We start from the raw sequence: 21,568 nt of genomic DNA on the forward strand, positions 1-21,568 counted from the left end.
CGCAGAAATGCAAAAGCGTCGCGTGGAACGCGACGCTTTAGGCGGGTCTGTGCGTCGTAGCCGCATAGTTTACTTCACGCGATCGGGTTCGGGCCGAATTCGTCGCCCGCAGGTGCAACCCGCCGCATCCGGGCGGCGGCGCACCCGGCGCCCGGGCCGCGCTGTCGCCCTGGCAGGCGCCCTGCGACCAGCCCGCTCGATCGACCGATGCGCCACCCCGATCACCCGGCAGATCCGCGCGTATTCGCTCAACAATTCACGCCGCCTGCCGTTAATGAATTAACGGAAGACAATCATAAGAAACCCGTCACCCCGCCAATCCCGTTCAAATCAATTTCAATTGATCGATAAGAAGGCAATTCCCCTCTCTTATCGTCGAATTGCTCCGCTTCGCCCCCAAAGCCCCGCCCCACAAGGATTTCAGCCTGTCAGGCCGATCCATTTCTCATACAAAAGTAATCATTTCTTTATAAATTCAATTACATTACACAAAATTACACAGATCGAATAATCGCTGTCGTTACGATCGGCTTCAAACAAGAATCGGTGCAGCTCGACCACCGTGCTCGCACCCGCCGGACAGGCGGGAGCGCGGCGGCCGGGCAGACGCCGGCGGGTGCCAGGGAGGCATCGCGCAGTCGCACGACTGCGTTCACTCACCAGCTCGTTACGGGGATCGAACATGGGCTATCAGCAAGGCTTGAGCGGGTTGGCCGGCGCGTCGAACAATCTCGACGTGATCGGCAACAACATCGCGAACGCGAACACGACCGGCTTCAAGCAAGGTCGCGCGAACTTTTCCGACATGTACGCGAACTCGGTCGCGACGTCGGTCAACACGCAGATCGGCATTGGCACGCAACTCGCATCGGTGCAGCAGCAGTTCGGCCAGGGCACGATCAACACGACCAACTCGTCGCTGGACGTCGCGATCAACGGCAACGGCTTCTTCCAGATGTCGAACAACGGCTCGATCACGTATTCGCGCGACGGCACGTTCCATCGCGACAAGAACGGCGCGATCGTCGACTCGCAGGGCCGCAACCTGATGGGTTACGCGGCCGACGCGAGCGGCACGATCAATACCGCGGCAACCGTGCCGCTGCAGGCGCCGACCAACAACATCGCGCCGTCGGCCTCGACCAAGATCACCGGCCAGTTCAACCTGAACTCGCAGGACAAGCTGCCGACCAAGACGCCGCTCAACCCGACCGACAACGCGACCTACAACTACAACTCGTCGATCCAGGTGTACGACTCGCTCGGCGGCGCGCAGCAGGTCAACATGTACTTCGTGAAGTCGACGGCCGGCACCTGGCAGGCCTACGCCGGCGTGCAGGGCCAGACGCCGACCAATCTCGGCACCGTCACGTTCGACACGTCGGGCCGGCTTGTGTCGTCGACGTCCGCCGCGACCGGCCAGCCGACGGCGAGCGTCGGCCAGTTCGCGTTCTCGATTCCCAACACGACGGGCGGCGCCAATCCGCAGAACCTGACGCTCGACCTGAGCGGCACGACGCAGTACGGCAGCAAGAGCGGCGTGACCAACCTCGCGCAGGACGGTTTCGCGAGCGGCACGCTGACGACCTTCACGATCGGCGCCGACGGCAAGCTGACCGGCAACTACTCGAACGGGAAAAGCGCACCGCTCGGCCTGATCGCGCTCGCGAACTTCAACAACCCGAACGGCCTCGTCAACATCGGCGGCAACCAGTACACGGAAACCGCCGCGTCGGGCGTGCCGCAGATCTCCGCGCCGGGCAGCACGAACCACGGCACGCTGCAAGGCAGCGCGCTGGAAAACTCGAACGTCAACCTGACGACCGAACTCGTGAACCTGATCACCGCGCAGCGCAATTACCAGGCGAATGCGCAGACGATCAAGACCCAGCAGACCGTCGACCAGACGCTGCTGAACATGCGCTGACCCGCGCATGAAAAACGCGCCGCGCCGGCCTCGACATCATCGAGGCCGGCGCGGCGCGCTGTGCGGTGCAATCCGGCCCGCGGGCCGGACAGGCGGGCTTACTTGTCGAGCAGGATACGCAGCATGCGGCGCAGCGGCTCGGCCGCGCCCCACAACAGCTGATCGCCGACCGTGAACGCCGACAGGTATTCGCCGCCCATCGCGAGCTTGCGCAGGCGGCCGACCGGCACCGTCAGCGTGCCCGTCACGTTCGCCGGCGACAGGTCGCGCATCGACGCTTCACGCTCGTTCGGCACGACCTTCACCCAGTCGTTCGCCGATGCGAGGATGCCGTTGATCTCGTCGAGCGGCACGTCCTTATTCAGCTTGATCGTCAGCGCCTGCGAATGGCAGCGCATTGCGCCGATCCGCACGCACAGGCCGTCGACCGGGATCGAACCCGGCTCGCCCATGGCCGGCTTGCCGAGGATCTTGTTGGTTTCCGCACCGCCCTTCCACTCTTCCTTCGACATCCCGTTGCCGAGATCCTTGTCGATCCACGGGATCAGCGAGCCGGCGAGCGGCACGCCGAAGTTGCTGGTCGGCATCGCGTCGCTGTTCATCGCGGCCAGCACGCGGCGGTCGATGTCGAGGATCGCGGAAGCCGGATCGGCGAGTTGCTCCTTCACCGCGCCGTTCAGCGTGCCCATCTGCGCCAGCAGTTCGCGCATGTTCTGCGCGCCCGCGCCCGATGCGGCCTGGTAGGTCATCGCCGTCATCCAGTCGACGAGGTTCTCGCGGAACAGGCCGCCGAGTGCCATCAGCATCAGGCTGACCGTGCAGTTGCCGCCGATGAAGTTCTTCGTGCCCTTGACGAGCGCGTCCTTGATCACGTCGAGGTTGACCGGATCGAGGATGATCACCGCGTCGTCCTTCATCCGCAGCGACGACGCCGCATCGATCCAGTAGCCGTTCCAGCCGGCCGCGCGCAGCTTCGGGAACACGTCGTTCGTGTAGTCGCCGCCCTGGCACGTGATGATCACGTCGCACTTCTTCAGCTCGTCGACGTCGGTCGCATCCTTGAGCGTGGTCTCGTTTTTCGCGAACGACGGCGCTTTGCCGCCCGTGTTGCTGGTGCTGAAAAACACCGGTTCGATCAGGTCGAAATCGCCTTCTTCCTGCATGCGCTGCATCAGGACGCTGCCGACCATGCCGCGCCAACCTACGAGACCTACGTTCATGACTTACCCTTTGATGGAGCTTCCCCGCCATTTCCGTCCCCGGTGTGACCGCGCGGGGAAAAAGGCGGGCACGACGGACGATCAGCGTTTAATGACCGTTTTCGTGGTAATGGTTTTCGTGATGACGATGGCGCGCGCACCCGCACGGGCAGTATTGCCGTGGAGTTTCAAGACCGGGGAGATCAGGGAAATCAGCGCCATCGTTCGAGTCTACACAAAGCCGGTTGCCCGCACAACGGCCAACCGCACGCGAACCGGCCGATTTTACGGCCCGTTCGCGCCCTTTCTACATGATTGCGTTACAGCGCCGCGACCACCGCGTCGCCCATCGCCACCGTGCCGACCTGCTTGCCGCCCGGCGTCGCGATATCGCCCGTCCGGTAGCCCTGTTCGAGCACCGTTTTCACCGCGCGCTCGATGCGATCGGCCTGCTCCGCGCGATTCAGCGAGTAGCGCAGCATCATCGCGGCCGACAGGATTGTCGCGAGCGGGTTCGCGATGCCCTTGCCCGCGATGTCCGGCGCGGAACCGTGCGACGGCTCGTACAGGCCCTTGTTGTTCTTGTCGAGCGACGCCGACGGCAGCATGCCGATCGAGCCCGTCAGCATCGACGCCTCGTCCGACAGGATGTCGCCGAACATGTTGCCGGTGACGATCACGTCGAACTGCTTCGGCGCCTTCGCGAGCTGCATCGCCGCGTTGTCGACGTACATGTGCGACAGCTCGACGTCCGCGTATTCCTTCGACACGTCGATCATCACGTCGCGCCAGAACTGCGAGGTCTCGAGCACGTTCGCCTTGTCGACCGACAGCAGCTTCTTCGCGCGCTTGCGGGCGGCCTGGAACGCGACGTGCGCGATGCGGCGCACTTCCGGTTCCGAGTAGCGCATCGTGTCGAAGCCTTCGCGTTCGCCGGCGAACGGACCGTCCGGCGCCGCGCGCACGCCGCGCGGCTGGCCGAAGTACACGTCGCCGTTCAGTTCGCGCACGATCAGGATGTCGAGGCCCGACACGAGTTCCGGCTTCAGCGGCGATGCATCGACGAGCTGCGGATAGCACAGCGCCGGGCGGAAGTTCGCGAACAGCTCGAGATGCTTGCGCAGCCCGAGGATTGCCTGCTCGGGGCGCAGCGCGCGCTCGAGCGAGTCGTATTTCCAGTCGCCGACGGCGCCGAACAGGATCGCGTCGGCCTCACGGGCGAGCGCAAGCGTCGCGTCCGGCAGCGGATGGCCGCTCGCCGCGTAGCCGGCGCCGCCGACCGGCGCCTGTTCGAGTTCGAACTTCTCGTCGAGTGCGTTCAGCACCTTCAACGCTTCGTTGACGATTTCCGGACCGATGCCGTCGCCGGGCAGCACTGCAATCTTCATGCGTTTTTCCTGACTGGGTAGGTTATGGAGGCAGGCCGGCGAACGCGCCGCAGGCGCGCCCGCCCGAAAGGCGCGATCAGCCGACCAGCTTGTGGTTGAGCCACGGCTGCTTCACGAGGCGTTCCGCCTCGAACTGGCGGATCTTGTCCGCGTGGCGCAGCGTGAGGCCGATGTCGTCGAAGCCGTTCAGCAGGCAGTACTTGCGGAACGCGGTGACCTCGAACGGATACTCGCGGCCGTCGCCCGTCCGCACCACCTGCGCGTCGAGATCGACCGTGAGCTGGTAGCCGTTGAACGCGTACGTGTCGTTGAACAGGTGATCGACCTGCTGTTCGGTCAATACGATCGGCAGCAGGCCGTTCTTGAAGCAGTTGTTGAAGAAGATGTCCGCGAAGCTCGGCGCGATGATCGCGCGGAAGCCGTACTGCTGCAGCGCCCACGGCGCGTGCTCGCGCGAGCTGCCGCAGCCGAAGTTCTTGCGCGCGATCAGCACCGACGCGCCCTGGTAGCGCGGCTGGTTCAGCACGAAATCGGGATTCAGCGGCCGCTTCGAGTTGTCCTGGCCCGGCTCGCCGTGATCGAGGTAACGCCATTCGTCGAACGCGTTCGGACCGAAGCCCGTGCGCTTGATCGACTTCAGGAACTGCTTCGGGATGATCGCGTCGGTGTCGACGTTCTCGCGATCGAGCGGCGCCACGACGCCGGTATGCACTGTAAATTTTTCCATGATCCGTCAATCCGGTTGAAGGGCCGGCGTTCCGCCGGCGCACATCGACAAATTCTCGGTGGAGGTCACTCCGCGGCGCGCTTCAGGGCGCTGCCGGCGGCGTTGACGTCCTCCCCGAAGCCTCGGACGGTATTGCATCCCGCGAGGCCGAAACCCAGCCCCGCCAGCGCCAGCGCGGCAACCAGCCGCGCGATGACCTTCGATGCCGTCACGCGTTACCCCAGCTGGCGAATGTCGACGAAGTGGCCTTCGATGGCCGCCGCCGCCGCCATCGCGGGGCTCACGAGGTGCGTGCGACCGCCCGCGCCCTGCCGCCCTTCGAAGTTGCGGTTCGACGTCGACGCGCAGCGCTCGCCCGGATCGAGCCGGTCGGCGTTCATCGCGAGACACATCGAGCAGCCCGGCTCGCGCCATTCGAAACCGGCGTCCGTGAACACCTTGTCGAGCCCTTCGCGCTCGGCCTGCGCCTTCACGAGGCCCGAGCCCGGCACGACCATCGCGAGCCGCACGTTCGACGCGACGCGGCGATTCAGCTTCCGCACGACGTACGCGGCCGCGCGGATGTCCTCGATCCGCGCATTCGTGCACGAGCCGATGAAGATCTTGTCGACCTTGATCGACTCGATCGGCGTGTTCGGCTCGAGCGCCATGTAGGCCAGCGCGCGCTCCATCGCGTCGCGCTTGACCGGATCCTTCTCGCGCTCGGGGTCGGGCACGCGACCGTCGATCGACGTGACCATTTCCGGCGACGTGCCCCACGTGACCTGCGGGACGATCTCGGCCGCGTTCAGCTCGACCACGCGGTCGAACTGCGCGCCTTCGTCCGATTTGAACTGGCGCCAGTATTCGACGGCCTGATCCCATTCCGCGCCGGTCGGCACGAACGGACGGCCCTTCAGGTAATCGATCGTCGTATCGTCGACGGCGACCATGCCCGCGCGCGCGCCGGCCTCGATCGCCATGTTGCAGACGGTCATGCGGCCTTCCATCGTCAGCGCGCGGATCGTCGAGCCGCCGAATTCGATCGCGTAGCCCGTGCCGCCGGCCGTGCCGATCCTGCCGATGATCGCGAGCACGATGTCCTTCGCGGTGCAGCCGCGCGGCAATGCGCCCTCGACCTTCACGAGCATGTTCTTGCTCTTTTTCTGCAGCAGCGTCTGCGTCGCGAGCACGTGCTCGACTTCCGACGTGCCGATGCCGTGCGCGAGCGCGCCGAACGCGCCGTGCGTCGACGTATGCGAATCGCCGCACACGATCGTCATGCCCGGCAGCGTCGCGCCCTGCTCCGGCCCGATGATGTGGACGATGCCCTGGCGCACGTCGTTCATCTTGAACTGCGTGATGCCGAACGCGTCGCAGTTCGCGTCGAGCGTGTCGACCTGCAGCTTCGAGACGGGATCGGCGATGCCGTGGGTGCGATCGGTGGTCGGCACGTTGTGGTCCGACACGGCCAGGTTCGCGCTGATGCGCCACACCGGACGCTGCGCCATCTTCAGCCCTTCGAACGCCTGCGGGCTCGTGACTTCATGCAGCAGCTGACGGTCGATGTAAAGCAGGGTCGTGCCGTCTTCCTCGGTGTGGACCACGTGGGTGTTCCACAGTTTGTCGTAGAGAGTCTGTGCCATGGGTATGCGGGGTCGTTGTGACTACAAGCCTTGCGGATGCGGTCGATTATGCCACGCAGAACGCGTCTCGGCGCAGGCCGGACGCGAAAAAACCCATTAAAAACAGTGGTTTGGCTGGTAGTGTCAATACCTGTATCGGCATTACCCGGCAATCGGCGCGCGCGCTGCACGAATCGCGCGCACCGACGCCCGCGGCGTCAACCGTCCGGATATTCGCGATTGATCAGGTCGAGCCGCAGCATCCCGAGCTGCACGCCCGCATTGCTCAGCAGGTAGAGGTCGCGCCGCCGCATGGCCGGCATCTGCGCGGACGTGTCGTACAGCGCCGGCAGCGCGAGACCGGCCGGCACCGCGGCCTGCATCCCCGCCGCAATCGACACGCGCACCGCGAGCGACGCCTGGTCCGGATGCGTGACGACGCCGACCGCACCGAGCGCCGCGGCCGAGCCGGCCTGCCTGACGATCGCGGCGGCGACGCCGTCGGGAGTCGGTATCGGGCTGCCGGCGGCCACGGCCGGCGTCGCAACGGAGGTCACGCCGGACGTCAGCCCGTACTTCGACGCGAGCACGCTCGCCACTTCCTGCTGGGCGAAGATCGGCGCCGCGACCGTCTGCCGGAGCCGGTACACGGCGTCGGCAATCGCCTCGTTCACGGGGCCCGGGACGGACGCGCCCGCGCGACTGCCGAAGCCGAACGCGGCAATCGTGCGGATGGCGGCCGCGGCGACGGTGGGCGGCGTCCACGCGAAAAACGTGTCGAGCAGGTAGCCGGTTTCGGCGGCGGCGGTCGCGCCGTCGTTCAGTTCGTTCGTCAGCTTGCCGAGCATCTGGCGCCGCAGCTCGGCATCGGAGGCCGGTGCGTCGCTCGCGAAACCGGGCGTGACGGCCGTGCACGACACGGCGAAGACGGAAGTGGATGCCAGGAAATGGCGACGGTTCGTCATGGTCATGAAATTCGAATGGGAAGCGGAAGGCGTCAGCCCTTCGGGAACGCCTGCATCGTCGCGGTCATCGCGCGCGCCAGCATCTGCGCATACATGTCGTGCACGAGGTAGAGGCTGCGGTTGCGCGTCCACGGCTGGCCCGATTGCGGGTCGTACGTCGTCGGCAGCGACACCTCGGCGACGGCCGCCGCCTTCATGCCTGCCTGCTGCGACGTCTGGATGCATCGTTTCGCGTGATCGCGATGGCCGACCACCGCGACGGCGCCCATCGCGGCGGCGCCTCCCGCGCGCGACACGGCCACGGCCGCGACGCCGGCGGTGCTCAGGTACACGATCGAGCCGTCGCTCGCGATCACCGGTTCGACCGACGACAGCACGTCGGCGCCCATCCCGTATTTCGACACGAGAAAACGCGCGATTTCCCATTGCGCGTAGACCTTGACCGGCTTCAACTGGCGAATGCGGTACACGGCGTCCGCGAGCGCTTCGTTGACGGGCCCCGGATCGGGCAGCGCGGACTGGTTGCCGCCCGTGCTCGACGTGTTGCCGCTCGCCGCGTTCGGGCGATTGCCGAAGCTGTACGCGACGATCGCGCCGATCTGCGCGGCCGGCACGGTCGGCAGGTCCCACGTGAAGCCGACATCGGTCATCGCCGGCACGATCGCGCCGGCCGTCGCCGCGTCGCCGAGCTGTGCGGTCAGCTTCGCGGCCATCTGCGCGGCGAGCGCGCCGTCGGCGATCGGCGCCGACGCGATATCGTCGCCGCCGCATGCGCTCAACAACGGCGCAGCGGCAACGGCCGGCGCGGCGGCAAGGAATTTTCTGCGTGAAGATGCCGACGGAATCAGACTCATGAGAATGACGAAATGATGCGATCGACGCCGACCGTACATGGCGGCGCTGCTCATCGCGGGTTCACGGGAATGGCAATCGGACGACGGGCGGCCGGGTCGGCGCATGGCACGGATCGCGGCGCATCCGTCGATTGATGAGGCGCGATCGTAGTGGGCGTTTATTAAATTGCGGTGAACCCGCCGGTCGAATGCGCGCGGGCGTCACGCCGTTTCACCCGTGGGCACGCGCGTTTCACCGGCGGCGAGAGCGTGCCTTCGCCGTTTCATCGGTGGCGGGCCATGCGACGCGCGCGCATCGTCGCGTCGCAGGCATCGCGTTCCGGATTTCGCGCTACGATGGCGCCATCCGCCTGCCCACGTTCCAACGTTCCAACGGTCCGGACCCGGAGCCCGCCACGATGAAGCTCGGCCTGAACGCATCGCTCGCACGCCTCGACCAGGAAGGCGCGCTGTTCACGACACTGTTCCGCCACGGCACGCTCGACGTCGAGCTGTACCGGCCGCGCGGCGAGGACCGGCAGGCGCCGCATGCGCGCGACGAGATCTACGTGATCGCGACCGGCACGTCGCGCTTCGTCGTCGACGGACGCGAATGCGGCGTCGCGGCCGGCGACGTGCTGTTCGTTCCCGCACGCGCCGAGCATCGTTTCGTCGGGTTCTCCGACGACTTCTCGACATGGGTGTTCTTTTACGGCCCCGACGGCGGCGAGCGCGACGCCTGACGCGCGCCGTGCCGCGCCCGCGCCGCCGGCGTGTTCGCAGCGAGCGGCGCATGGCGGCATGGTCGACTCGATCCCGGCAGCATCCGGTTCAACGAACAGGAGCAACGCATGCGATATGCACTCTATTACTGGCCCGACATTCAGGGCCGCGGCGAGTATGTCCGGCTCGCGCTGGAAGCGGCCGAAGCCGACTACGTCGACGTCGCGCGTGAATCAGGGCGCGGCATGGGCGTGCCGGCGATGATGCGCATGATGGACAGCACGCAAGCGCACTGCGTGCCGTTCGCGCCGCCGTTCCTGAAGGCCGGCGATCTCGTGATCGGGCAAACGGCGAACATCCTGCTGTTTCTCGGCCCGCGGCTCGGGCTCGCGCCCGACGACGAAGCCGGCCGGCTCTGGGTGCATCAGCTCCAGTTGACCGTCGCCGATTTCGTCACCGAGATCCACGACACGCATCATCCGATCGCGAGCGGCCTGTACTACGAGGACCAGAAGGCGGAAGCGGCCGAACGCGCGGCCGATTTCCTGGCGAACCGGCTGCCGAAATTCCTCGGCTACTTCGCGCGCGTGCTCGAACGGAATCCGCACCGCAGCGGCTACATCGCGGGCCGTGCGCTCAGCCATGCGGACCTGTCGATATTCCAGCTGATCGAGGGCCTGCGCTATGCGTTTCCGAAAGCGATGAAGCGCGCGGAACGGAAAGTCCCGGCGCTCGTCGCGCTGCACGACCGCGTCGCGCAACATCCGCCCGTCGCGCGCTATCTCGCGTCGGAACGCCGCATTCCGTTCAACGACATGGGCATCTTCCGGCACTATCCCGAACTCGACCGGTAGCAGCCGGCCGCATCGATCGCCGCTTCAATCCCCGTAGCGATAGCGGTTGCGCATCGCGTCGAGCGGATTGCCGTCGGCCAGCGTGCCGCCGAGGCTGCGGATCACCGCGCTGGCCGCGTTGATCGCGGTCTGCACCGCGCCCTCGATCCAGCCGCCGGTAAACGAACAGCAGCAGCCGGCCAGGTAGATCCCGCGGTCCGTCGACGGTTCGCCCGCCGTCTGGAACTGATAGAACAGCGCCTGCGAATGGATGTCCTCGCCCGGATAGTTCAGCTTGAACGCACCCAGCGCGTAGCGGTCCGACAGCCAGTCGTGGCTCGTGACGTTGCGCGCGTAGTCGTCGTCGAGCGGGCGCAGGTGCGCGGCGAACGCGGGCGACACGACCCCGATCTCGGCGGCGAGCCGCTTGAACCGCTCGATCTTGTCGGTCAGCGACAGGATCTTGTGCGAGTCGTCCTCCCACGTGTAGCTGATCAGCACGACGCCGTGCGCGTCGGGATCGTCCGGCGCATAGTCGAGGCAGTAGATGCCGCGCGCCAGCGTGTCGGTCTGGATGTTGTGCGGCAGCCCGTGCTTGAGCCAGAACTTGTCGCGAGTCAGTACGAACAGCTTCGACGAGCTGACCAGGTGCGTCTCGTTGATCGCGCGGACCACGTCCGGGGCGAACAGGTTCGCGATGCCCGTGATGCCCATGCCGACCTGCATCGCGCGCGTCGTCGTCGCGACGATCACGCGGTCGAACGTTTGCGTCGATCCGTCGTCGAGCGCGAGCGCGAACCTGCCGTCGGGCTGCTTCGTCACGCCGCGCACGGCCGCGTGAACGATGCAGTCGCGCACGTGCGCGCCGTCGGCGCCATCGTCGAGCAGGCCCTGCGCGAGCGCGAAGATGCCGGCCGGGATCAGCCGCTGGTCGACCTCGAGCTCGTTGACGACGATCCGCAGGATTTCGAGGAACGAGGCGCGATAGACGGGCTGGAAGCCGCCCGAGCCGATGCCGAGCGTGCCGAACAGGCGCAGGTCCTCGCTCTTGCGCCAGCGGATGCCGCCGGGCGGCGCCGTCCCCGTGAAGATCTTCACGATCGCCGAATAGAACGACTCGTCGCCGAAGCGGTCGATGTACTGCTGCCAGCCCTGCTGCGCCTCGTCGTAGCGATGCGCGCGCAGCCGTGCCGTCAGCTCGGCCGGCGCGGGCAACTGCGTGCCGTCGTCCAGCCGCACGCCGTCGCGAATGAACGCGCGCCAGCCGCGGTCGACGCGGTCGAACAGCTCGGGCGGCGCATCGCCCGCCGGCCAGCGATACGCATGGCCCTGGTAGTGGATCTCGGTGTCGACGATGCCCGGGTCGGGAAACGCCGAGGTGCTGTCGACGCCGAACCGGTCGAGATAGTGGTAAAGCGCGGCCTGCGACGGCGGAAAACGCATCGCGCCCATTTCGGCGAGCAGATGCGGATGGTCGGGATTGATCGACTGGGTCAGCAGGCGGCCGCCGACACGCGCGGGGTTCGCCTCGAACACGACGACCTGCGTCGCCCCCGCGCGCAGCAGTTCGCACGCCGCGACGAGGCCGCTGACGCCAGCACCGACGATCGCGATCCGTGCGCCGCGCGCGCCTTCGGCCGGCAGCGTGCCGAGATGGCCGCCGGTGCAGGACAGGAAAGCGCCGTAGTCGTACAGCGTGTCGATGTACGGGAGCGTATGCGGCAGGCGTTCGGGGGCGTTCATGGAATCGTGTTCAAGGGTGGAAGCCGGATGCGCGAGCCTGCGCTCACATCGGCAGATGGATGCTGCCGAGCGGCGCGTCGGCATTGACGAGATCGATCCGCTTCACGCGGATGCGCAACGCGTCGTCGTGCACCGAGAGTTCGTGCGTGTACCAGCCGGCGAACAGCGTCTGCTCGTCGTACCGCGTTTCGAGGTAGTGGAACGTCGTGCGCAACACGTACACGCCACGCTCGTGGTCGGCACGCTCGACGTGCGGCTGCTGGAGCAGATGATGGCCGCGGCTCGCCGGCTGCTGCGAGAATGTGCGGCGACCGCCCAGGCGCTCGATGCGGATGCGCAGCAGCAGCCGGTCCTCGTCCATCAGCGCGCCGTGCAGCCCCGTATCGGGCTGGTCCGGCGACAGCGGCATCCAGTAGCGTGCATCGTCCGCGTACAGCGCAAGCCAGTCGTCGTAGCGACGCTCGTCGAGCAGGCGCGCCTCGCGATAGACGAACGCGACGAGCTCATCGGGCGTGATCGTGCGCATCGGCGCCCCCCTTCGTCGATACGGGTGCGATGTAGCGCAGCCACGCGCGGAACTGGTTGCGGATCTGCAGCTCGCTGGTGCCGTTCGTCTCCGACGTCGGCTGCGCGGCCTCCTGCGGATCGAACAGGCGCCCCACGTGCACCCAGTCGCGCGACCGGGTCGCCAGGCCGCGCTGCGCGCGTTCGTACATCTCGAGATCGTCGTGCGCGACGATCGACGTCGGCGCGTTGATCAGCCGGTTGTACGCAAGCGTGCGCTCGAACAGCGAATCGGGCGCGCCGACCAGGCGGAACGACCACGACTCGACCAGCGTGCGGTCGGCCGCGAGCGGCTTGAACACGCGCAGGATCTGGATCGGCCCCTTCACCATCGCGTTCGGAAACAGCACCGTGTTGTGGCGCACCTCGCCGAGGATGCGCGCCGCGCGCGCTTCGCCGTAGGACGCCACCATCTTCTCGTGATACCCCGGAATCGGCGTGTAGCGCGCGTGGATCGAATCCGCCGTGCCGGTATGGCCGTGCCCGTTGGGCCACACGCGCAGCCCCATCCGCTCGAAGAACGCGTGCGGCTGGATGAACGGTTCCAGCAGCTCGACCGCCATCGGCTTCGCGCCGGCCGCACCGTCGCGCTCCCATACGCGCACGGCGGTGCCGGCCGACGACTCATGCGCGACCATCGGATGGCAGGTGTCCGTCTGGTTCTCGACCAGCATCTTCCAGTTGCACGCATGCACGTACCGGAACACGCCTCCCGCGACCTCGACGCGCCCTTCCGGCGAACGGTCGACCAGGTTGTCGAGCGACGACAGCGCATCGCCGAAATAGTCGTGGAAGCCGATCCCCTCCGCATTCAGCCGGCAGAACACGAAGCCGCGATGATCGTGGACCGCGCCGACCGCCTGCATGCCCTTGCCCGCCTCGCACGATTCGAAGCCGGTGTCCTCGTAGCCGCGCCGCAGCGGGATCGCATGGAGGCTGCCGTCGGTCCGGTACGACCATGCGTGGTACGGGCAGCGGAAGAACGTGCCGGTGTTGCCGCACGCGTCGGTCACGAGCTGCGTGCCCTTGTGCGAACACCGGTTGTGCAGCACGCGCACCGAGCCGTCGACGTGTCGCACCATCACGACCGGCTCGGCGCCGATCGTCGTGGTCACGTAGTCGCCCGTTTCCGGAATCTGGCTGACGTGGCCGACGTACACCCACGTATTCGCGAACAGATGACGCATCTCCAGTTCGAAAATACGCGGCGACAGGTAGAGATCCTTGTGGACCTCGGCATCGCGCACGAGCGCCGCCACGGCGTCGGTGAACGCGTGCGCGGTCATGCGTGCCTCCGGCCGCCGGCACGCTGCCGCCGTGCGCCGTCGCGGCGCGCCGATTCGATTGTTTTTATGGTCATCTCTCAGGTTTCTAGTCGTAGGTACCGCTCGGGCAGCATGCGCCGGCCGCCGGGCACGGGGCGGCAGGCGCGGCGGCGACGGTCAGCCCGTCACCGGTGTTTCGTGCAGGCGCAGCCAGCCGATGCGACCGCCCCCGTCGCGTTCGAACACGACGGTCGAACGGCGCACGGTGCGCCGCCCCTCGCCGTCGACCTGCGTCTCGCGATAGGCGATCGTCGCGCCGTCCTGCCACGCGCTCACTTCGTGCAACTCGTCGATCGCGATGCGCAGCCCGGGGCGTACGCCAAAGCCGCGCGAGAACAGGACGTCGACGTCCGCGAAGTCCAGCGCATGGCCCTGCAGCGAAATCATCGAGAAATGCCGCGAGAAACGCGCGAGCAACGATGCGAGCCCGTTGCGGGCGGCGCGGCCCGACAGCCATTGCTCGATGGCGACATGCGCGTCGACCACTTCCTGGAAAAACGGGTTTGACGATTCCATCTCGACACTCATGAACGTTGGGAAAGCGGTCGCCCGGCAGGCGCACGGTGCAGGGCGAGACGCGCGACGAACGGCAGCGGCAGCAGCGTCAGCAGCGCGGCCAGGCCGAAGCACTGCCGGTACGCCAGGCGCGCATCGTCGCCGTGCATCGACAGCAGGAAATTCAGCGCGCTGCCCAGCACCGCGACGCCCAGGCAGAAGCTCAACTGCCGGTTGATGTTCCAGAGGGCGCTCGCGTCGGCCATCCGCGCGGCGGGCACATCCAGAAACGCGGCGCTCTGCGAGGTGCTGGTGCACATGCTGGCGCCGAGCCCCATCGCGACGAAGGCGAGCACGCGCCCGGCCTCGACGTCCGCCAGCGGCGTCGCGAGCAGCACGATGCCGATCGCGTCGATCGCGATCCCCGCGACGAACAGCGGTTTCGCGCCCCACCTCGGAAAGCAGCGCCGCGTCGTCGCGATCGCGACGAACGACGCGATCGCCCACGGCACCATCAGCGCGCCGGTATGCGTCGCGCTCAGCCCGAGCGCATTCTGCAGATACAGCGCCGCAACCAGGTTCACGCCGGTGAACACGCCCGGCACGCACAGATACACGATCAGGCCGATCCGCAGCAGCGGCTGCGCGACCAGCCGCAGGTCGAGCAGCGGCGCCGCCGCGCGGCGCGCATGCACGACGTAGGCGCCGCCGGCGGCGAGCGCGATCGCGAGCGGCGCGATCGCCAGGCGCCCCGCCCCCGGCTGGCCCGCGAACGTCAGGCCGAGCAGCAGCGCCACCAGGGCCGCGGCGCTCAGTGCGAGGCCGCGCGCATCGAGCGCCGGCGGCCGTTCGCTCGCCCGGTCGGGCGGCAGCCACGCGAACGCGAGCACGCAGGTCGCGGCGGCCAGCGGCAGCATGCCGAAGAAGATCGCGCGCCACGACGCACGGTCGACGATCGCGCCGCCGAGCGCCGGCGACAACGCGGGTACGAGCAGCGCCACCATCATCACGATCGACGTGAGGTGCGCGCGCGCCTCCGGCGGATACGCGCGATACGCCATCGTCTGCCCGACCGGGATCAGCAGCCCGCCGCCGAGCCCCTGGACCAGCCGGCACGCCAGCAGCACGCCGATCGACGCCGACAGGCCGACGCCGACGCTGCCGAGCGCGAACAGCAGCAGCGACGCGACCAGCAGCCGGCGCTCGCCGAAACGCCGCGCCAGCCACGTGCCGAGCGGAATCACGACGGTCAGCCCGAGCACGTACATGTTGCCGATCCACGCCAGTTGCGCGACCGACGCGTGCAGTTCGCGCTGGATCGTCGGATAGGCGGCGTTGATGACGAACATGTTGGCGAGATCGATCGCGAACCCGAGCAGGTAAACGGCGGCGATTTTCGAGCGATCGGTCATGTCGGAGCGGCGAAATGCAAACGAAACGCCGCAGTGTAAGGTTCGCCGCGCGCGTCGATAAGACCGCCCAACCGTCCACACTGGTCGAAAAATTTTGACAATCAGGGCAACATGTCGGTTTTCCGCCAAGCCGCCGCCCCGCCATGGTGAGTCTCGATCGTTTCGCCGTCTTCCGCGCCGTCGTGGAGGCGGGTTCCTTTACCGCCGCCGCCGCCCAGTTGAACCAGGCCCGGGCCGCGGTCAGCTTCAACATCAAGCAGCTGGAAACCGAGCTCGGCGTCACGCTGCTCACGCGCACGACGCGGCGGGTCGAGCTGACCGACGCGGGCGAGCGCTTCTATGCGCGCTGCCTGCGCGTGCTGGAGGAGGCGGAGAGCGCGATCGACGATGCCCGCAGCGAGCATGGCGGAATGCATGGCGTGCTGCGCGTGACGTCCACCGTCGAGTACGGGACGATGGTCGTCGCGCCGGCGCTGCACGTGTTCATGCACCGCCATCCGGCGCTGCGCGTGCGGCTCGAAACCCATGCGTCGCAGGTCGACCTGGTGCGCGAGCGCGTCGACGTCGCCATCCGGCTCGGGCGCCTCGAGCAGTTCCAGGACCTGCCGTATCGCGGCGCCTGCCTCGCGACCTATGAAGTGCGGCCCGTGATCGCGCCCTCGCTGCTCGCCGCCGCCGGCCTGTCGCGCATCGATTCGCCCGAGATGCTGGCGCGCCTGCCGCATCTCGGCCATACGCGGCTCGAACGGATCGCCACCTGGACGCTCTCGGATCACGACGGCAATCCGCACGCGTTCCAGCCCGGCGCCAAGCCGCGCGTCGTCGTCGACAACGCGTCGGTGCTGCGCGTGCTCGCGCGGCAAGGCAGCGGCGTTGCACTGCTGCCCGAATGGCTGGTGCGCGACGACCTCGCGAGCGGTGCGCTGGTCGACGCGCTCCCCGACTACCGGTTTCCGCCGCAGGCCGTGTACGCGCTCTACCCGTCGACCCCGCACGTGCCGCAGAAGGTGCGCGCGTGGGTCGACTTCATGAAGGCCTACCTGGCCTGAACGCGGCGGCTCAGGCGTGCGCCGCGCGGTCCCGCAGCCGCGCGTCGAGGCGGCCGGCGATCGCCAGCAGGCGGCGGTCGCTGCCCCACGGCCCTTCCAGCATGAGTCCGACCGGCAAGCCCGTCTGCGCGGAATGCCCGGCCGGGATCGACACGGACGGCACGCCGGCGAGGGTCGCCGGCGAGGTCTGGCGCATGATCCGCGCGAACAGCGCGCCGCCCTGCTCGGGCGTCATCGCGGCCGTGTCGTCGAGCGACGGCGGCTCGCCCGGCACCGTCGGCATCGCGATGCAGTCGACCGGCCTGCCGAACGCGTCGTCGTACCAGTGCACGAGGCGCTGGCGGCACCCGATCGCTTCCGCATAGGCGCCGGCGCCGACCGGCGTCTGCGCGAACGACCGGAAGATGTCGCGCACGTCGTCGCTCGCGATCCGCTCGACGAACGTCTCGAACGGGATGCCGAGCCGCTCTGCCGCGAAACGGCGCCAGTACGCGTGCGCCTCGAACGCGGCGATCGGGAAGCCGCACGCCTCGTCCGCCTCGTGCAGCGGCATCGCCGGCAGCGGCACGAGCGTCGCGCCCGCGGCCGCGAACGACGCGAGCGCGCGTTCGATGCTCACCGCGACGCCCGGGTCGAGCGCATCGAAGTAAGGCGCACCGGGCACGCCGATACGCAACGCCGGCCATTCGGGCGCGACCGCCGTGCCGTGGTCGCGCGTCAGCACGGCGTCGAGCAGCAGCAGATCGTCGACGCCCCCGGCGATCGGCCCGACCGTATCGCGCGTGGGCGACAGCGACAGCACGCCGTGCGGCGAATAGCGCTGTGCGGACGGCCGCAGCCCGTACACACCGCAGAATGCCGCCGGGATGCGCACCGAGCCGCCCGTGTCGGTGCCGAGACCGAACGGGATCCCCGCCGCGACCGCCGCCGCCGTCCCGCCGCTCGACCCGCCGGCGATACGCCGCGGATCGTGCGGATTGCCGACCGCGCCGAAATGCCGGTTGCCGCTCGTAATGCCGAACGCAAGCTCGTGCATGTTCGCCTTGCCGAGCGGCACCGCGCCGGCTTCGAGCAGGCGTCGTACCGTCAGCGCATCCTCCGCCGCGCGATAGCCGTCGACCGCCGGGCTCGCGCCGAGCGTCGGCATCCCGACGGTATCGAGGTTGTCCTTGATCACGAACGGCACGCCGGCAAGCGGCAGCGCGTCGCCTTGCGCGACCCGCGCATCGATGCGCTCGGCCGTGCGGCGCGCGAGATCGGCGTCGACGTGCACCATCGCATTGAGCGGCGCAATCGCCGCGAGACGCGCGAGCGCTTCGTCGGCCACATCGACGGCACGCCGTCCGGCCGCGCGCACGGCATCGGCGATGTCGCGCACGCTGGCGCCGGAGACAGGTAACGGGGAGGAAACGCGGTTCGGCTGTGTTGTCATGTTGTGTGCTGGACGCGAAATCGTTCTGGAATGACGCGGCGTGCCGCAAGCCCTGGGCGACACGCCGCGCGAACCGCGATGGTATCGCGGCGGGCGGGCGGCCGTCACGCGGCCGGCCCGCGCGTCACGCGCCGCGCGACCGTCCGTCCTCACCCGCCGCGTCGGCCGAGCGCGCCAGCCACGGCCCGATCTCCATCTCCTCGTAACGCACGAGCCGGCTCTTGCGTGCGCGGCGGTACGTCCACCAGATCGCGACGAACAGCGGAATCCATATGTAGATCGACAGCACTTCCATCCAGTCGATGCGCGCCGCGAAAAACGCCTGGTAGTCCTGCCCGAGCGAGATCACGATGCAGATCGCGATCGCGAACAGCGGCCCGAACGGGAACCACTTCGCGCGATACGGCAACTGGTCGAGCCGGTAGCCCTGCTTCAGGAAGCCCTTGCGAAACCGGTAATGGCAGACCGCGATGCCGAGCCACGCGATGAAGCCCGTGATGCCGACCGTATTCAGCAGCCACAGGTAGATGCTCTGGTTGTTGGTCAGCGATGTGAGGAAGCACAGGCCGCCGACGGCCATCGTCGCATACAGCGCGTTGCGCGGCACGCCGCCCGGCGACAGCGTCGCGAACAGCGCCGGTGCGCGCCCTTCCGACGCGAGGGTGTGCAGCATCCGCGTCGCCGCATAGGTGCCGGAGTTGCCGGCCGACAGCACGGCCGTCAGGATCACGAGGTTCATCGCGCCCGCCGCGAGCGGGAATCCCGCGTGGCTGAACACCAGCGTGAACGGGCTCACGCCGATATCGGTCACGTCGCTCTTCAGCAGGTTCGGGTCGGTGTACGGCACCAGCAGGCCGATCACGAAAATCGCGAACACGTAGAACAGCATGATCCGCCAGAAGATCTGCTTCACCGCGCGCGGGATGGTCGTGCGCGGATGCTCCGATTCGCCGGCCGTGATCCCGACCAGCTCGGTGCCGAGAAACGAGAAGCCCGCGATCAGCGCGACGCTCATCATCGCCTGGACCCCGCCGACGAACGGCGCGTCGCCCGTCGTGAAGTTGCGCCAGCCGACCGGATGCCCGCTCCCGATCAGGCCCGCCGCGATCAGCAGCCCGGCCGCGATGAACGCGACGACGGTGACGACCTTGATCAGCGAGAACCAGTATTCCGATTCGCCGAAGCCGCGCACCGACAGCGTATTCAGCAGGAAGATCAGCACGAGAAAGCCCGCGCCCCACCACACGCCCGGCACCGCGGGAAACCAGTAGCGCATCACGATCTGCGCGGCGACCAGCTCGATCGCGATCGTCACGGCCCAGCTGTACCAGTAGGTCCAGCCGAGCGCGACACCGAAGCCCTCGTCGACGTACTTGTCGCCGTACACCGCGAACGAGCCCGACACCGGCATCAGCGCCGCCATCTCGCCGAGCCCCGTGACGACGAAGTAGACCATCATCCCGATCGCGAGATACGCGGCGATCGCGCCGCCCGGCCCCGCCTGCGCGACCGACGCGCCCGACGCGACGAACAGCCCCGTGCCGATCGAGCCGCCGATCGCGATCATCGCGATGTGGCGGCCCTGCAGCCGGCGCTTCAGCGTCGTCCCGGACGGCGCGGCCGTCTCTGCTGCCGCTTGCAAAGCATCCATAGTGTTCACCCTGACAGGATTGCGACCCGGTCGATTTGATTCGGAATGCAAATCGAACGGGCCGGTCATTCGCACTGCAGCCCGGCCTGCGCGGGCGCGAGCGCCCGGCGCGTCAGACGATGCTGCGCTTGATCGCCTGCAGCTCGGCCGTCGTCACGATCTTCTCGATGCGGAACCGCGGGCTTTCGAGCCATACGTTCGCGATCCGCCGGTACTCGTCGAGATCCTCGCACGCGAGCCGCACCAGGAAATCGAACGTGCCGCTGACGAGCCAGCAGTCGAGCACGGCCGGATTCGCCCGCATTTCCTCCTCGAACGGCGCCTGCGAACGCCCGTGATCGGCCAGCACGATCTGCGCGATCACGACGATCGGCTTGGTCGCGCGCGGCGCCTTGATCACCGCGCGGTAGCCTTCGATCACGCCGAGCGCCTCCAGCCGCTCCACGCGCGCCTGGCAAGGCCGCGGTGTGAGGTTCACAAGCTCCGACAGCTTCCGGTAGGAAATCCGCCCGTCGGTACGCAGGATGTCGAGGATCCGGAGATCGATCTTGTCGAACTGCATCTTCTTGTCGCTCATCCGCGTTCGCTCCGGTCGGGTAGTAGCTGATGCGCGGAACGTCTTCGGTTCCGCGCCGGGGCCACATTATCCGGCCGAAGCGGTCGCGCGCCAATCGGCTAGAACCGCAGCGACAGGCAGGTCAGGCCGCCGTCCATCTTGCGGAACTCGCTCGTGTCGATCACGTGCAGTGGCAGCCCGAGCGCCGCGATCGCGTCGTGCACGCGCGGATAGCCGGCCGGCGTGATCAGCGTGCCGTTCACGCGCAGCGTGTTGCCCGCGTATTCGTCGACGGCCGGGATCGCGATCCGGCGATAGCCGGCGAACGCCGGATGCCCGGCCAGCGCTTCGGTCACGAGCAGCGTGTCGTCGCCGAGCGCGTTGACGACCGACTTCAGATGCAGGCCGGCGCCGACCGGCACCGCGACCACCGAATAGCCGTGGCGCGACACCAGCGAGTCGAAGTCGGCGATCCCTTCGGCGTCGGTGCGGCCCGTCAGGCCGATGTAGAAGCGCTTGCCGACCAGCATCACGTCGCCGCCGTCGAGACGGCCGGCCTGCATCGGCAGCAGGTCGCGATGCGCGGCGAGCGCCGCTTCGATGTGTACCGTCTCGCCGCGCCGCGCTGGCGCACCGGGGCGCGTGATCACCGCGAATTCCGGCGTCACGACCGCGACGTCCTCGACGAAATGCGAATCGGGAAACGCATCCAGCGGCGGCAGTTCGGTCAGCGTGACGCCGAGCGTGCGCAATGCGTCGCAATAGGCGTGGAACTGCGTCAGCGTCCTGTCGTAATCGGGCGCGCCGAGCGCGGCGGTGGTCAGGCCCGCGCCGCAGGACGGCGCGGGACGGCGAACGATCGCTTGCGTGAATTGCATCGACTCCTCCATGGTCAGCGCCGCACCCGTGGGGCTCACGGGGCGGCTGCGTTGTGTCGAGACCATTATCGGAAGCCAATTTGCGCAATTCGCGTCGAATTCGGCTCCGCCGACAGCCGATTGCGTCGAATTGCGCGCGGCGGGCAGCGGATTCGGCAGGCGGCCGTCCACCGCATCGCGAACGGCTGCCGGCTGGCGCTGCGCGCCCGTCACGCGCCGGGCCCGAACCCCATCTGCGAACGGCCGAGCGCCGTGAGATCGTGG

At 67.9% G+C, this 21,568-nt stretch carries 21 protein-coding genes; 4 read left to right on the forward strand and 17 right to left on the reverse strand.

Translation table 11 applies throughout. The features are described 5' to 3' along the window. Window positions 1–682 precede the first annotated feature (682 nt). On the forward strand, window positions 683–1,927 hold the full coding sequence (gene flgE / locus GQ57_RS15810; RefSeq protein WP_031402303.1) for a flagellar hook protein FlgE: 1,245 nt from the start codon (window positions 683–685) through the stop codon (window positions 1,925–1,927). 98 nt (window positions 1,928–2,025) lie between these two features. On the opposite strand, the gene asd is transcribed toward flgE, so the two are convergent. The 8 genes from asd to GQ57_RS15850 all read right to left on the reverse strand — a co-directional run bounded on the left by asd (window position 2,026) and on the right by GQ57_RS15850 (window position 8,664). Then, a complete protein-coding gene (gene asd, locus GQ57_RS15815; protein WP_034198344.1) occupies window positions 2,026–3,147 on the reverse strand; it encodes an aspartate-semialdehyde dehydrogenase in 1,122 nt (373 codons plus the stop codon). 81 nt (window positions 3,148–3,228) lie between these two features. Further along, window positions 3,229–3,348 carry a hypothetical protein gene (locus GQ57_RS15820; protein WP_034198345.1) on the reverse strand — a complete coding sequence of 40 codons (120 nt, stop codon included), beginning with the start codon at window positions 3,346–3,348 and terminating at the stop codon, window positions 3,229–3,231. Window positions 3,349–3,446: 98 nt separating this feature from the next. Beyond that, a complete protein-coding gene (leuB, locus tag GQ57_RS15825) occupies window positions 3,447–4,514 on the reverse strand; it encodes a 3-isopropylmalate dehydrogenase (protein WP_031402305.1) in 1,068 nt (355 codons plus the stop codon). A gap of 76 nt (window positions 4,515–4,590) precedes the next feature. Further along, window positions 4,591–5,241 (reverse strand): 3-isopropylmalate dehydratase small subunit, encoded by a 651-nt coding sequence (gene leuD, locus GQ57_RS15830; RefSeq protein ID WP_031402306.1) that lies wholly within the window; start codon window positions 5,239–5,241, stop codon window positions 4,591–4,593. Between the two features lie 65 nt (window positions 5,242–5,306). Further along, entirely contained in the window at window positions 5,307–5,453 is a 147-nt protein-coding gene (locus tag GQ57_RS15835; protein WP_011548098.1) for an entericidin A/B family lipoprotein, read from the reverse strand. A gap of 3 nt (window positions 5,454–5,456) precedes the next feature. Further along, window positions 5,457–6,866 (reverse strand): 3-isopropylmalate dehydratase large subunit, encoded by a 1,410-nt coding sequence (gene leuC, locus GQ57_RS15840; protein WP_031402307.1) that lies wholly within the window; start codon window positions 6,864–6,866, stop codon window positions 5,457–5,459. Window positions 6,867–7,063: 197 nt separating this feature from the next. Further along, window positions 7,064–7,810 carry a hypothetical protein gene (locus GQ57_RS15845; RefSeq protein WP_034198346.1) on the reverse strand — a complete coding sequence of 249 codons (747 nt, stop codon included), beginning with the start codon at window positions 7,808–7,810 and terminating at the stop codon, window positions 7,064–7,066. A 32-nt stretch (window positions 7,811–7,842) separates the two neighbouring features. Then, window positions 7,843–8,664 (reverse strand): hypothetical protein, encoded by an 822-nt coding sequence (locus GQ57_RS15850; RefSeq protein ID WP_031402311.1) that lies wholly within the window; start codon window positions 8,662–8,664, stop codon window positions 7,843–7,845. Between the two features lie 398 nt (window positions 8,665–9,062). Between GQ57_RS15850 and GQ57_RS15855 the strand changes: the two genes are divergently transcribed. Both GQ57_RS15855 and GQ57_RS15860 read left to right on the forward strand, forming a co-directional pair. Then, entirely contained in the window at window positions 9,063–9,386 is a 324-nt protein-coding gene (locus GQ57_RS15855) for a cupin domain-containing protein (protein ID WP_031402312.1), read from the forward strand. 108 nt (window positions 9,387–9,494) lie between these two features. After that, window positions 9,495–10,220 (forward strand): glutathione S-transferase, encoded by a 726-nt coding sequence (locus GQ57_RS15860; RefSeq protein WP_034198347.1) that lies wholly within the window; start codon window positions 9,495–9,497, stop codon window positions 10,218–10,220. Between the two features lie 24 nt (window positions 10,221–10,244). Here GQ57_RS15860 and GQ57_RS15865 read toward each other — a convergent pair whose 3' ends face one another. From GQ57_RS15865 to GQ57_RS15885, 5 genes are all read right to left on the reverse strand, one after another. After that, complete coding sequence (locus GQ57_RS15865) at window positions 10,245–11,942, reverse strand: flavin monoamine oxidase family protein (protein ID WP_034198348.1); 1,698 nt, start codon at window positions 11,940–11,942, stop codon at window positions 10,245–10,247. A gap of 43 nt (window positions 11,943–11,985) precedes the next feature. Next, window positions 11,986–12,468 (reverse strand): aromatic-ring-hydroxylating dioxygenase subunit beta, encoded by a 483-nt coding sequence (locus GQ57_RS15870; protein WP_031402315.1) that lies wholly within the window; start codon window positions 12,466–12,468, stop codon window positions 11,986–11,988. Beyond that, window positions 12,446–13,792: an aromatic ring-hydroxylating dioxygenase subunit alpha gene (locus tag GQ57_RS15875; RefSeq protein ID WP_034198349.1), complete on the reverse strand. Its 1,347-nt coding sequence runs from the start codon at window positions 13,790–13,792 to the stop codon at window positions 12,446–12,448. The genes GQ57_RS15870 and GQ57_RS15875 overlap by 23 nt, the downstream gene beginning before the upstream one ends. A 156-nt stretch (window positions 13,793–13,948) precedes the next feature. Next, window positions 13,949–14,347, reverse strand: coding sequence for a hypothetical protein (locus GQ57_RS15880; protein WP_031402317.1), 399 nt, complete (start codon window positions 14,345–14,347; stop codon window positions 13,949–13,951). Between the two features lie 8 nt (window positions 14,348–14,355). Beyond that, window positions 14,356–15,738, reverse strand: a complete 1,383-nt coding sequence (locus GQ57_RS15885) for an MFS transporter (RefSeq protein WP_034198350.1) — start codon at window positions 15,736–15,738, stop codon at window positions 14,356–14,358. A gap of 143 nt (window positions 15,739–15,881) precedes the next feature. Here GQ57_RS15885 and GQ57_RS15890 point away from each other — a divergent pair, with 143 nt between their 5' ends. Beyond that, window positions 15,882–16,787 (forward strand): LysR family transcriptional regulator, encoded by a 906-nt coding sequence (locus GQ57_RS15890; protein WP_034198351.1) that lies wholly within the window; start codon window positions 15,882–15,884, stop codon window positions 16,785–16,787. Between the two features lie 10 nt (window positions 16,788–16,797). Here the strand turns inward: GQ57_RS15890 and iaaH are convergent, their stop codons facing one another. The 4 genes from iaaH to GQ57_RS15910 all read right to left on the reverse strand — a co-directional run bounded on the left by iaaH (window position 16,798) and on the right by GQ57_RS15910 (window position 21,304). Beyond that, the gene (gene iaaH / locus GQ57_RS15895) at window positions 16,798–18,219 is read right to left on the reverse strand and encodes an indoleacetamide hydrolase (protein ID WP_034198352.1); all 1,422 of its coding nucleotides are present in this window, start codon (window positions 18,217–18,219) and stop codon (window positions 16,798–16,800) included. A gap of 124 nt (window positions 18,220–18,343) precedes the next feature. Then, window positions 18,344–19,870, reverse strand: a complete 1,527-nt coding sequence (locus GQ57_RS15900; protein WP_034198353.1) for an amino acid permease — start codon at window positions 19,868–19,870, stop codon at window positions 18,344–18,346. Window positions 19,871–19,982: 112 nt separating this feature from the next. Further along, entirely contained in the window at window positions 19,983–20,447 is a 465-nt protein-coding gene (locus GQ57_RS15905; protein WP_034198354.1) for an Lrp/AsnC family transcriptional regulator, read from the reverse strand. A 98-nt stretch (window positions 20,448–20,545) separates the two neighbouring features. Beyond that, complete coding sequence (locus tag GQ57_RS15910) at window positions 20,546–21,304, reverse strand: dimethylarginine dimethylaminohydrolase family protein (protein ID WP_034198365.1); 759 nt, start codon at window positions 21,302–21,304, stop codon at window positions 20,546–20,548. Window positions 21,305–21,568 lie beyond the last annotated feature (264 nt).

The sequence above is a fragment of the Burkholderia sp. MSh2 genome, from assembly GCF_000731655.1.
Lineage (GTDB): Bacteria > Pseudomonadota > Gammaproteobacteria > Burkholderiales > Burkholderiaceae > Burkholderia > Burkholderia paludis.

Bases quoted from the DNA above. Each gene is read 5' to 3' on its own strand.
- flgE (WP_031402303.1), top strand. From the start codon at position 683: ATGGGCTATCAGCAAGGCTTGAGCGGGTTGGCCGGCGCGTCGAACAAT.
- asd (WP_034198344.1), bottom strand. From the start codon at position 3,147: ATGAACGTAGGTCTCGTAGGTTGGCGCGGCATGGTCGGCAGCGTCCTG.
- GQ57_RS15820 (WP_034198345.1), bottom strand. From the start codon at position 3,348: ATGGCGCTGATTTCCCTGATCTCCCCGGTCTTGAAACTCCACGGCAAT.
- leuB (WP_031402305.1), bottom strand. From the start codon at position 4,514: ATGAAGATTGCAGTGCTGCCCGGCGACGGCATCGGTCCGGAAATCGTC.
- leuD (WP_031402306.1), bottom strand. From the start codon at position 5,241: ATGGAAAAATTTACAGTGCATACCGGCGTCGTGGCGCCGCTCGATCGC.
- leuC (WP_031402307.1), bottom strand. From the start codon at position 6,866: ATGGCACAGACTCTCTACGACAAACTGTGGAACACCCACGTGGTCCAC.
- GQ57_RS15845 (WP_034198346.1), bottom strand. From the start codon at position 7,810: ATGACGAACCGTCGCCATTTCCTGGCATCCACTTCCGTCTTCGCCGTG.
- GQ57_RS15850 (WP_031402311.1), bottom strand. From the start codon at position 8,664: ATGAGTCTGATTCCGTCGGCATCTTCACGCAGAAAATTCCTTGCCGCC.
- GQ57_RS15855 (WP_031402312.1), top strand. From the start codon at position 9,063: ATGAAGCTCGGCCTGAACGCATCGCTCGCACGCCTCGACCAGGAAGGC.
- GQ57_RS15860 (WP_034198347.1), top strand. From the start codon at position 9,495: ATGCGATATGCACTCTATTACTGGCCCGACATTCAGGGCCGCGGCGAG.
- GQ57_RS15865 (WP_034198348.1), bottom strand. From the start codon at position 11,942: ATGAACGCCCCCGAACGCCTGCCGCATACGCTCCCGTACATCGACACG.
- GQ57_RS15870 (WP_031402315.1), bottom strand. From the start codon at position 12,468: ATGCGCACGATCACGCCCGATGAGCTCGTCGCGTTCGTCTATCGCGAG.
- GQ57_RS15875 (WP_034198349.1), bottom strand. From the start codon at position 13,792: ATGACCGCGCACGCGTTCACCGACGCCGTGGCGGCGCTCGTGCGCGAT.
- GQ57_RS15880 (WP_031402317.1), bottom strand. From the start codon at position 14,347: ATGGAATCGTCAAACCCGTTTTTCCAGGAAGTGGTCGACGCGCATGTC.
- GQ57_RS15885 (WP_034198350.1), bottom strand. From the start codon at position 15,738: ATGACCGATCGCTCGAAAATCGCCGCCGTTTACCTGCTCGGGTTCGCG.
- GQ57_RS15890 (WP_034198351.1), top strand. From the start codon at position 15,882: ATGGTGAGTCTCGATCGTTTCGCCGTCTTCCGCGCCGTCGTGGAGGCG.
- iaaH (WP_034198352.1), bottom strand. From the start codon at position 18,219: ATGACAACACAGCCGAACCGCGTTTCCTCCCCGTTACCTGTCTCCGGC.
- GQ57_RS15900 (WP_034198353.1), bottom strand. From the start codon at position 19,870: ATGGATGCTTTGCAAGCGGCAGCAGAGACGGCCGCGCCGTCCGGGACG.
- GQ57_RS15905 (WP_034198354.1), bottom strand. From the start codon at position 20,447: ATGAGCGACAAGAAGATGCAGTTCGACAAGATCGATCTCCGGATCCTC.
- GQ57_RS15910 (WP_034198365.1), bottom strand. From the start codon at position 21,304: ATGCAATTCACGCAAGCGATCGTTCGCCGTCCCGCGCCGTCCTGCGGC.